This is a genomic window from Mesorhizobium sp. M0522, from assembly GCF_040321085.1.
In the GTDB taxonomy this organism is placed as follows: Bacteria; Pseudomonadota; Alphaproteobacteria; order Rhizobiales; family Rhizobiaceae; genus Mesorhizobium.
The window spans coordinates 98,090-107,981 of the sequence record NZ_JAMYQW010000024.1; the positions used below are offsets into that span (position 1 = coordinate 98,090).

Genomic DNA, 9,892 nt, shown 5'->3' on the forward strand with positions numbered 1-9,892 from the left:
AGGCAAGCCGGCTTGTCCACCGCGGGCAAGGTCCTTTGACCAGCCCGGCAAAAATGCTACGAGCGCCGAAACAAATCTCGGGACCCGGCATGGATGCGAGGCAATTGAAGGTTGAGGCCGCGCGGGCAGCGCTTGCCCATGTCACGGATGGCATGCGGCTCGGCATCGGCACCGGCACGACGGCGGACGAGTTCGTGCGGCTGCTCGCCGACAAGGTCGCCACCGGCCTGACTGTCATCGGCGTGCCGACCTCGGAGCGCACCGCGGTCCTTTGCACCGAGCTTGGTGTGCCGCTGTCCACCCTCGAGGAAACCCCCGAGCTCGATCTCACCATCGACGGCGCCGACGAGATCGATCCGGCGCTGACATTGGTCAAGGGCGGCGGCGGCGCGCTGCTGCGCGAAAAGATCGTCGCGGCGGCCTCCGCCCGCATGATCGTCATCGCCGACAGCTCCAAGATGGTCGAGATGATCGGCCGTTTTCCGCTGCCCATCGAAGTCAACCGGTTTGGCCTGCGCGCCACCGAAATTGCGGTCGGCGCGGCGGCTGCAAACCTTGGCCTTTCCGGCCCTGTTACATTGAGGATGACGGGGAGCCAGCCATTTGTTACAGACGGCGGCCATTTTATCCTCGATGCATCTTTTGGCCGCATTCCGGATACAAGAGCGCTTTCGAATGCTCTCCACGCCATTCCGGGCGTGGTCGAGCATGGTCTTTTCATCGGGCTGGCATCAACGGCCATCATAGCCGGCGGCGACGGCATCCAAACCGTCCATGCCGCCCGAAAATCAGGGAGTTTTACCGATCATGATGTTGCATAACCGGGTTGGCCGCTTTTTTGCCATTCTGGCGGCCTCGGCCGTTTTCGCGTTTTCGTCGCCTGCGTTTTCGCAGGACGTCACCGATGCGCATTTGAAGGCGGCGCGCGCCGCCGTCGCGGCGATCCATGCGACGGATACGTTCGACAGCATCCTGCCGCAAGCGGCCGCGGCACTGGAGCAGCAGCTGATCCAGAAGAACCCGGACATGCAGGAACTGATCGCCAAGACGATCAACGAGAAGGCGATGGCCTTGGCATCGCGCCGCGCCGACCTGGAAAAGGAAGCGGCGCTCGCCTATGCAAAGGTGTTCTCGGAAAAGGAACTCAATGAAATCGCCGCCTTCTACAATTCCGATTCCGGCAAGAAGCTGCTCGACAACGGCCCGATCGTGACGCGCGAACTGGTGAAGGCTGCCGAGATCTGGCAGAACGGCCTGGCTCGCGATCTCGCCCAGCAGGTCGGCGAAACCCTGGGTGCAGCCGCGAATGCCAAGGCGCCGGCTGCACCTGCCGACGGTACCGCTCCGGCCGATGGCGCAGCTCCCGCGGACGCTACACCGAATTGATTGCGGACTTCCGAGCCGCCTGACCGCCACTGGACCAAAAGCCCGGCAAGTCCGGGCTTTTCTTTTGATAGTCGGCAGCCTACCTGTCTCGGGGTTTGAGGGGCAAGGAGTTCAGCCATGGCCGGTTACGACTACGATCTTTTCGTCATCGGCGGCGGCTCCGGCGGGGTGAGGGCGGCGCGCGTCGCGGCAGCACTCGGCAAGCGTGTCGGCATTGCCGAGGAATACCGCTATGGCGGCACATGCGTGATCCGTGGCTGCGTGCCGAAGAAGCTCTATGTCTACGCCTCGCAATTCCCCGAGCATTTCGCCGACGCCGTCGGTTATGGCTGGACGGTGCCTGAGGCGCGTTTCGACTGGCAGACGCTGGTCGCCAACAAGGACCGCGAAATCAGCCGGCTGGAGGCCATCTACAAGAAGAACGTGCAGGGCGCCGGCGGCGAGGTCTTTCATTCGCGCGCCACCCTGGTCGATCGGCATGTGGTGCATCTTCTTGGTGAGGATCGCACCGTTACCGCCGACCAGATCCTGATCGCTACCGGCGGGCGACCGGCGCCGCATCCGGCATTGCCCGGCCATGAGCACTGCATCTTTTCCAACGAGGCCTTCGACCTCAAGGAACTGCCGAAGGCAATCATGATCGAGGGCGGCGGCTATATCGCCGTCGAATTCGCCAACATCTTTCACGGCCTCGGCGTCGACACGACGCTGGTCTACCGCGGCAAGGAGATCCTCAGCCGTTTCGACATGGACCTCAGACGCATGCTGCACGACACGATGGAAAAGAAAGGGATAAAAATCCTCTGCCACGCCGTGTCCGAGTGGGTCAGGAAGCGGCCTGACGGCCGGCTCGACGCGCTTGTCACCGGCGGCACGGTGCTGACGGTCGACCAGGTTATGCTCGCCATCGGCCGCATTCCCAATACCGAGAACATGGGCCTGGAAGGCGTCGGCATCGAGATGACCAAAACCGGGGCAATCCACGTCGACGAATACTCCCGCACGAACATCGACAACGTCTGGGCAATCGGTGACGTCACCCATCGCGTGCAATTGACGCCGGTGGCAATCCACGAGGCGATGTGCTTCGTCGAGACCGCCTTCAAGGACAAGCCGACGGCGCCCGACCATGACACGATCGCTACCGCAGTCTTTTCGCAGCCCGAGATCGGTACGGTCGGCCTGTCGGAGGATGAGGCGGCAAAGCGCTTTTCGGATGTTGAAATCTACCGCGCCACCTTCCGGCCGATGCGGCACACACTTTCCGGCCGCGACGAAAAGATGCTGATGAAGCTGGTCGTCGACGGCGCCTCGAAAAGGGTCCTCGGCGCCCACATTCTCGGGCCGGATGCCGGCGAAATGGCGCAGCTTCTCGGCATACCGCTGAAGGCCGGCCTGACCAAGGATGATTTCGATCGCACCATGGCGGTGCATCCGACCGCCGCGGAAGAACTCGTCACCATGTACAAGCCGACTTACCGGGTGAGAGATGGTGAGCGCGTCTGACGCGACGACAACCCATCGCGGCAACGAAATTGCCGCGATGGAAGTGCGTGAGTTTTCTTACAGCAACGTTCCGCGCAGGATCACCAGCGCCACAGAAAAATAGATCACCAGCCCGGTGACGTCGACCAGCGTGGCGACGAACGGGGCCGAGGCGCTGGCCGGGTCGAAGCCCATGCGCTTCAGGGCGAACGGCAGCATCGATCCAGACAGCGAGCCGAAGGTGACGATGCCAACCAGCGTGGCGCCGATCGTCATTGCGATCAGCGGCCAGTGCGGGCCGTAGTCGTAGAAGCCGAGATACTGCCAGAGCGCGATGCGGCAGACGCCGACCACGCCAAGAATCGAGCCAAGCACCAGGCCGGTGGGCAGCTCGCGCAATGCCACCCGCCACCAGTCGCCAAGGCCGATCTCGCGCAGTGCCAGCGCCCGGATGACGAGCGAGGTCGCCTGCGAGCCGGAATTGCCGCCGGAGCTCATGATCAATGGAATAAATAGCGTCAGCACGATCGCCTTTTCCAGCTCGCCCTCGTAACTTTGCATCGCGTTGGCGGTCAGCATCTCGCTGATAAACAGCGCGCACAGCCAGCCGCCGCGTTTCTGGATCATCGCCAGAAAGCCCATCTTCATATACGGCTCGTCGAGAGCCTCCATGCCGCCGAAACGATGCACATCCTCCGTCGTTTCGTCGATCATCGTGTCGATAATATCGTCGATGGTAACGATGCCGAGCAGTTTGCCGTTGTCCACGACCGGAACGGCGAGCAGATCATATTTCGAGATCAACTGAGCAACCTTTTCACTATCGGTCAGCGGTGAAACGGTGATAGGCGCACGATCCGGCGCGATTGCCATGATCAGCTCGTCGGGCCCGCCAGCGATCAGTCGACGCAGGCTGGTCGAGCGCAACAGGACATGCGTTTGCGGATCGACGATGTAGATCGCGTAGACGGTTTCGCGAGTCCGCTCCACCTTGCGGATATAATCCAGCGTGCGGGCCACGCTCCAGTCCGGCGGCACGCTGACATATTCGGTCGTCATGAGCGAGGCGGCGCTGCCCTCGGGGTAGCCGAGAATAGCAAGCAGCGTCGCGCGCAGCGGTGGCGCCAGGCCACCAAGCAGTTCGGAACGAGCCGGCTCGTTCAGATCGCGCAGTATGTCGGCGGCGCGGTCGACCGACATGGCGGCAAGCAGTCTGCCTGCCTTGATGCGGGGCAGCGCCTCGACCAGTTCGGATGCGCCGTCGAGTTCAGGCTGGTCGAAGATCTCGACCAGCCGCTCGAACGGCACTTCGCAAAGCAGCTCCGATGCCGTCTCGCGGGGCTCCTGGTTCAAGGCCTCGACGATGTCGGCGACGTGGTCGTTGGCAAGTACGCGAGCGATGGCGATGGCATCGCCGCCCGCGACAGGGGAAAACTCGTTCATGGCTCACTCCTTGCCGTCCGGCAGGACGTGAGCCTGTCAGGTCACGTCAAGCGGACGGCGGTTGCGTTCGACTGTGACTGTCGCCAGGCATGGCGCGGTGACCTTTCTGCTCGCGGGTTCGAGTTGAGATTCTGCAAGCCGGCGCAACATAGGAGCGCGCCTTGCCGAGTCAATCGCGAGAGCGGTTAAAGCGGCGGCAAACCGACTGGATCGCGAGACTGTGATCGGGCGACGTGGCAGGCTGGCTGGATGCCGGCAGTGGTGCCCGCGGCTATCTCTGCTTCAGCCGGCGGGGAAAGCGCAGCCATTTGTCCTCGGCCGGCCGCGTCGGCTGCGTGAGGATGGTGGTGAGCTCTACCGGCAAGCTCGGAACCAGCGGCTTCTTGGTGGCGACGCCGTCGGCGATCGCAACCACGCTGTGGTAGAATTCGGTGCCCGCGAGCGATCTCGGCGGCGTCGCCTCATGCATGATCGAGATCACAGTTGCATCAGGGCAATTGTCCTTGATCGCCTGGTGGAAGGCGATCCGTCCATCGGGGTCGAGCGCGCCGGTGGCTTCATCGAGGAACAGCAATCCCGGCTGCTGCAGCACGATACGGGCGACAACCAGCTTCTGTTTCTGCCCACCCGAGAGAACCTGATCCCAGATCTTTCCTTCACGACTCTCATCGGCCAAATGCTCGATGAAATCGCCGAGGCCGGCCTTGTGCAGGGCGGATGCGACCTGCAGGTCGGCGTAATCACGCTCGGAACCGGGCAGGCAGACCAGTTGCTTCAACGAGACCTGCTGCAGCTTCACCTCCTGGGCGGCGTAGAAACTCCTGACCCCTTCCGGGAAGACGATGGTACCGCGGCCATAAGGCCACAGCCCGTTGATCGCCTTAATCAGCGAGGTCTTGCCGCAGCCGGATTCGCCCTTGAGGAAAGTCCACTCGCCACGCCGGAAGCGCAAATTTGCAGCACTCAGGAAGGGCGTTGCGTCCTCGCCCTGATGCGCCAGTTCGAGCTTCTGGATGGTCAGGCCGAAAACCGGGTTTTGGCGGTCGTAGCGAAAATCGGAGCGGCCGGTCTGCTGATAAAATTCCTGCGGGTGCTGGACGTTTTCGATCGCCTGCGCCAATTCAATGACGCGCAAGCTGTTGGCGCGCAACGTGGCAAGACTTGGCATGACATGGATGAACCACGAACATTTGCTGATCAGCGCGTTGACCTGTTCGGAACCTGTTATGTAACCCTTGAGGTCGAGGCCGTTATGGATGAACGGCACAAGGCCAGGCCCGAAGGCGACAATTTTGGCACCGACAAAGTTATAGACCGATTCGAATCCCGAATAGATGGTGTTGACGATGTTGAACTTCGACCAAGTCCTATCGATGTCGAGATAGAGCCGGCTATGTATCGTCTTCTGCACGACTTCGCCTTGCGAGGCCGCCACATGAAAGCTGCGGCGCAATAACGTGATCAGTTCGCCCCGATAGCTGCCTTCAGCCTTCTGCATCCTGATGTTGAGCCACTCCAGCATTCCGCCGATTTTGACTGCGATCCAGGTGTTGAACGGCACGTAGAGAGCGACCGCCAGCAGAGCAAGCACGACACTCCCGTAGCTGCCGAGGAACTCGAGTCCTTTTACCTCCACAGAATTTGCCAACAAAGCTCCACCGACAAAGTAGAGCGAGGTAAAGACACTGAATACCCCCATGGCAAGCCCAATAGCGCCGCCTGTCATGTCCTTGATCGATTCCTGCACGCGCTGGTCGATGTTGTCGGGCGCTGCCGTGCCGGACGAGCCATGCTGGGCGTGGTAGTGTGAATGGTTGGGGTCGAGTAGCGCCGCATTGAAACGGCTATCTAGCCAGCCGCGCCATTTGCGATGCAATGTCGCCGATACAAACTTGCATGTACTGGTAATGCCCATGTCCTTGAGCACGACCAGCAGCACGAGCAGGCCGGCATTGGTCAGCAACGTTTTGAGCGGCGTGGTATTCGCGGCGTCGTGAAAAAAAGCGATTGAGGTATATAGTTCAGCCGCCGCCACGGTAAACCAGACGTCGGCTTTGCTGGAGAGCCCTGTCAGCAAGCCTATTACCAAGGTGAGCGTCCAGGCTTCGACCCACTTGTCCGAGAACCAGTAGGCCCGCATCAGTCCCCAGAAGCTGCGCATCGACGATACGGGCGTCAGGGGCGACTGCCTTGCGGCACCGCGGAGCCATTTTTCCGATATTGAATGTCGCGTTGGTCTATCGACCCGAATCACTATCCCGCCCAAACGATTTTTCTTTTGTTACGGACAGTAACACCAATTGATCATTTTCCATTAGCTTTTCACCAGTCGCAGGTGGCTTAGCTCGCCGGCCGTTGCAGTGGAGCAACAGAATGAATGATCATGGCGCTATGCCGTCATGCTTCGAGGGGCGGAATATCCACGCAATTTCAATTAGTTACTTGCCTGTGCCGGAGCAAGTAGAGACCTTCCCCAAGGGAAGGTCTTCACACAGCTTTGTGAACATAGAAGCGCCGTCCAGCGGTCGATCTTCACAGCCTGAATCGCCTTCACGGCCAGTCCGGCCTCGTCGGCGGCCAGGAAGTGACCGTATGATTCGTGGTTGAAGCCGCCTTGTCAGGACGCCGTAGTCGGCCAAGCAATGACTTTGCCGACACAGTCCAGGATGAAGATCAATATCAATTGGCCCGTGCCTTTTTTAAGAGCGCGCACAAACCGCGTTTGACAAACACGCGCTTCGGATCGAACCTGCCGGACGCATCCAGGTTTGACCCGGGGGGAAGTTTGCCATGCTTGCACGGACATTGTATGTGGCGATGCTCGTGATGTTTGCCTGGCTGCCGCAAACATATGCCGGCAGCCAGACCGTTCCCGCAAACGCCGAGGGACAGATCGAGTTCAACACGCCGTCCGGCAATATTGGCTGCATCTACACGCCGAACGGCGGCACCAGCACCTACGAGCCGCAGGATGGCGGACCGGAGTTGAGCTGTTCGCGCGTCGAGCCCAGCTACGTCACCGTCATCCTCGGCCCGAAAGGTCCGGCGACGCTGATCAAGAATCCGGGCGAGCAAGGCTGCTGCGGCGACGTCACCAGGCTGGCGTACGGCAACAGCTGGAGCAAGGGGCCGTTTTCCTGCCAGTCATCCACCAAGGGATTGACCTGCACCGGCAAGCATGGCCATGGCTTTTTCGTCAGCAAGGCCAAGGTGACGGTGAAATAGTCCGACTCAGTTCGCCGTTTCCAGTTCGCCGCGTGCCTTGGCCGCGGCGACCTGGCGGAGTGCATCGGCGAGCGTATCGGCGTCCTGGGCGCCCATCACCGCATATTTGCCTTCAAGCAGAAAGCACGGCACACCCGATATGCCCATGCGCGAAGCGGTGGCGATTTCGGTGCGCACCGCCTCTACATCGGCGTCGGTCGGCAGAAGCGTTTCGACCACGGAGGCATCCATGCCGGCCTCGCGGGCGGCTTCGATCAGCACGGCATGATCGCCGAGATTGGCGCCTTCCTCGAAATTCAGCTGGAACAGCCGGCGCACCAGCCGGTTCTGAATGGCCTCGCCGGCCGTCCCGGCCCAGCGAATGAGACGGTGCGCATCCAGCGTATTGGGCGCGACCTTGATGGTGTCGAAGGCGAAGGAGATGCCTTCAGCCTCGCCCAGCGGCTCGATCCGGGCATGGATTTCGCGGATGCGTTGCTCGCTGCCGAATTTCGCCACCATATAGTCGCGGCGGTTCTTGCCTTCGGGCGGGATTGTTGGGTCGAGTTGGAAGGGCCGCCAGCGTATGTGAACGTCGATATCGACGGCGGCAATCGCCTTGTCGAGCCGTTTCTGGCCGATAAAGCACCAGGGGCACACGAGGTCGGAGACCACATCGACGGTAATCGAGTTCTCGTCGTTCATCTTGATCTCCTGTTGTGAAGAGGTCACTTCGGTTTGCGCCACCAGGTCGGCAACTGATAACCGTATATGGGCGTCTTTTGCGGATGTTCCAGATAGTTCCAATAAGCGAGCCATTGCTGGTTGTTGTGCTGCGTCGGCACCATGTAGTTGCCGGAGATCAGCAGCCGGTCGAGAACGCGGACGGCGGCGACGGAGTCCTCCTTCGAACGAGCTCTCAGCATCGCCTCGATCGCCGCATCCACCGCCGGATCGGCGACGCCGGCGAGGTTGAACGATCCTTCGGCCTTGGCGGCAGCGGATCCCCAGCGCCCGGTTTGCTCGATACCGGGCGACAGCGAGTTGTTGAAACCGGTCGAGCCGACCAGCACCTCGAAATCGAAACGCTGCTTGCGCGACTGGATCTGATCTCCGTCGAGGCTGCGGATGCCGACATCGATGCCGAGCTTCTCAAGGGTGCGCTGATAGATAGCGGCAAGTCGCTCTTCGTCCTGCGAGGCGGTCAGGATCTCGAAACCGAACGGCTTTCCCTCGGGATCGAGCATCGCGCCGTCCTGCACCGTATAGCCCGCGCTCTTCAGCAGCTCGAATGCCGCCTTCAGCACCTTGCGGTCCTGGCCGGAGCCGTCGGTAACGGGCGGCCTGTAGGTGCCGTCCATGACATCTGCGGGCACGCGGCCGGGGTAGGGGGCCAGCAGGGCCTTTTCCTTTTCGCTGGCCGGGTGGCCGAGCGCGGACAGCTCGGAATTCTGCCAAAAGCTCATCGTGCGCGTGTATTTGCCGCCGAACAGATTCTTGTTGGCCCATTCGAAATCATAGAGCATGCCGAGCGCGCGCCGCACGACCGGATTGGAAAATTTCGGCAGCCGCGTGTTGAACAGGAAACCGTTGACCACCGGCGGAATGCCGGTATCGAAAGTTTCGGCGATGACCTCGCCCCTGTGGAAGGCCGGAAAATCGAGATCGCGCTCGCGTTTGACCGGGTCGCTGTCGTCGTCGATGGCGCAGATGCCTTTCTTGAACGCTTCCTGCTTGGCGTTGGCGTTGAGGAAATATTCGATGGTGATCTGGTCGTAATTGTCGAAGCCGCGCTTGGACGGCACGTCCTTGCCCCAATAGTCCGGATTGCGCTTGAACACGATGCGCTGACCGGGCACGACTTGCGCCACCGTGTAAGGCCCGCTGCCGATCACCGGCTTTAGCGTCGTCCTGTCGAAGGTGTCCTTGTTGAAGGCGTGTTTCGGGATGATCGGCGTCAGCGCAATGATCAGGGGAAATTCGCGGTCCGCCTTGTCGTTGAAGGTGAAGCGCACACTGCGCTCGCCGGTCTTTTCGAGCTTGGCAATCGCTTTCATTCGCTGGCTGTAAGGTGGCCGGCCCTTCTCGGTGAAGACGTCATAGGTGAACAACACGTCTTCCGGCGTCACCGGCTCGCCGTCCGACCATTTGGCCCTGGGATCGAGGTGGAATTCGATGCTCTTGCGCTCGGGGTCCATGTCGGCGGAATCGGCGAGCAGGCCGTAGAGACTGAAGGCCTCGTCGTAGTTGCGCTGCATCAACGGCTCGAAGACAAGATTGCCAAAGGCTTGATCCATCATGCCGCGCGCGGTGGTGCGCAGGCTTCTCAGGATGAACGGATTGAGATTGTCGAAGCTGCCGACGACGCAATAGG

8 protein-coding genes are annotated in these 9,892 nt (G+C 61.0%); 4 read left to right on the top strand and 4 right to left on the bottom strand.

The features are described from left to right. Window positions 1-89: 89 nt before the first annotated feature. The 3 genes from rpiA (at window position 90) to gor (ending at window position 2,892) form a co-directional block, all read left to right on the top strand. The gene (gene rpiA, locus NKI58_RS23390) at window positions 90-821 is read left to right on the top strand and encodes a ribose-5-phosphate isomerase RpiA (protein WP_352456755.1); all 732 of its coding nucleotides are present in this window, start codon (window positions 90-92) and stop codon (window positions 819-821) included. Further along, the gene (locus tag NKI58_RS23395) at window positions 808-1,386 is read left to right on the top strand and encodes a DUF2059 domain-containing protein (protein ID WP_352448901.1); all 579 of its coding nucleotides are present in this window, start codon (window positions 808-810) and stop codon (window positions 1,384-1,386) included. Before rpiA ends, NKI58_RS23395 begins: the two co-directional genes overlap by 14 nt. A 117-nt stretch (window positions 1,387-1,503) precedes the next feature. Next, on the top strand, window positions 1,504-2,892 hold the full coding sequence (gor, locus tag NKI58_RS23400) for a glutathione-disulfide reductase (RefSeq protein ID WP_352785093.1): 1,389 nt from the start codon (window positions 1,504-1,506) through the stop codon (window positions 2,890-2,892). Window positions 2,893-2,949: 57 nt separating this feature from the next. Here gor and mgtE read toward each other — a convergent pair whose 3' ends face one another. Both mgtE and NKI58_RS23410 read right to left on the bottom strand, forming a co-directional pair. Beyond that, window positions 2,950-4,314, bottom strand: a complete 1,365-nt coding sequence (mgtE, locus tag NKI58_RS23405; protein ID WP_352785091.1) for a magnesium transporter — start codon at window positions 4,312-4,314, stop codon at window positions 2,950-2,952. Between the two features lie 271 nt (window positions 4,315-4,585). Continuing rightward, window positions 4,586-6,475, bottom strand: coding sequence for an ABC transporter ATP-binding protein/permease (locus NKI58_RS23410; RefSeq protein ID WP_352785088.1), 1,890 nt, complete (start codon window positions 6,473-6,475; stop codon window positions 4,586-4,588). Window positions 6,476-7,104: 629 nt separating this feature from the next. Here NKI58_RS23410 and NKI58_RS23415 point away from each other — a divergent pair. Next, window positions 7,105-7,539, top strand: coding sequence for a hypothetical protein (locus NKI58_RS23415; RefSeq protein ID WP_352785086.1), 435 nt, complete (start codon window positions 7,105-7,107; stop codon window positions 7,537-7,539). Between the two features lie 6 nt (window positions 7,540-7,545). Here the strand turns inward: NKI58_RS23415 and NKI58_RS23420 are convergent, their stop codons facing one another. Together NKI58_RS23420 and NKI58_RS23425 are read right to left on the bottom strand one after the other, a co-directional pair. Next, a complete protein-coding gene (locus NKI58_RS23420; protein WP_352785083.1) occupies window positions 7,546-8,223 on the bottom strand; it encodes a DsbA family oxidoreductase in 678 nt (225 codons plus the stop codon). A 23-nt stretch (window positions 8,224-8,246) separates the two neighbouring features. Further along, window positions 8,247-9,892, bottom strand: a 1,646-nt coding sequence (locus tag NKI58_RS23425; RefSeq protein WP_352825216.1) for an extracellular solute-binding protein, incomplete at its 5' end; no start/stop codon positions are given.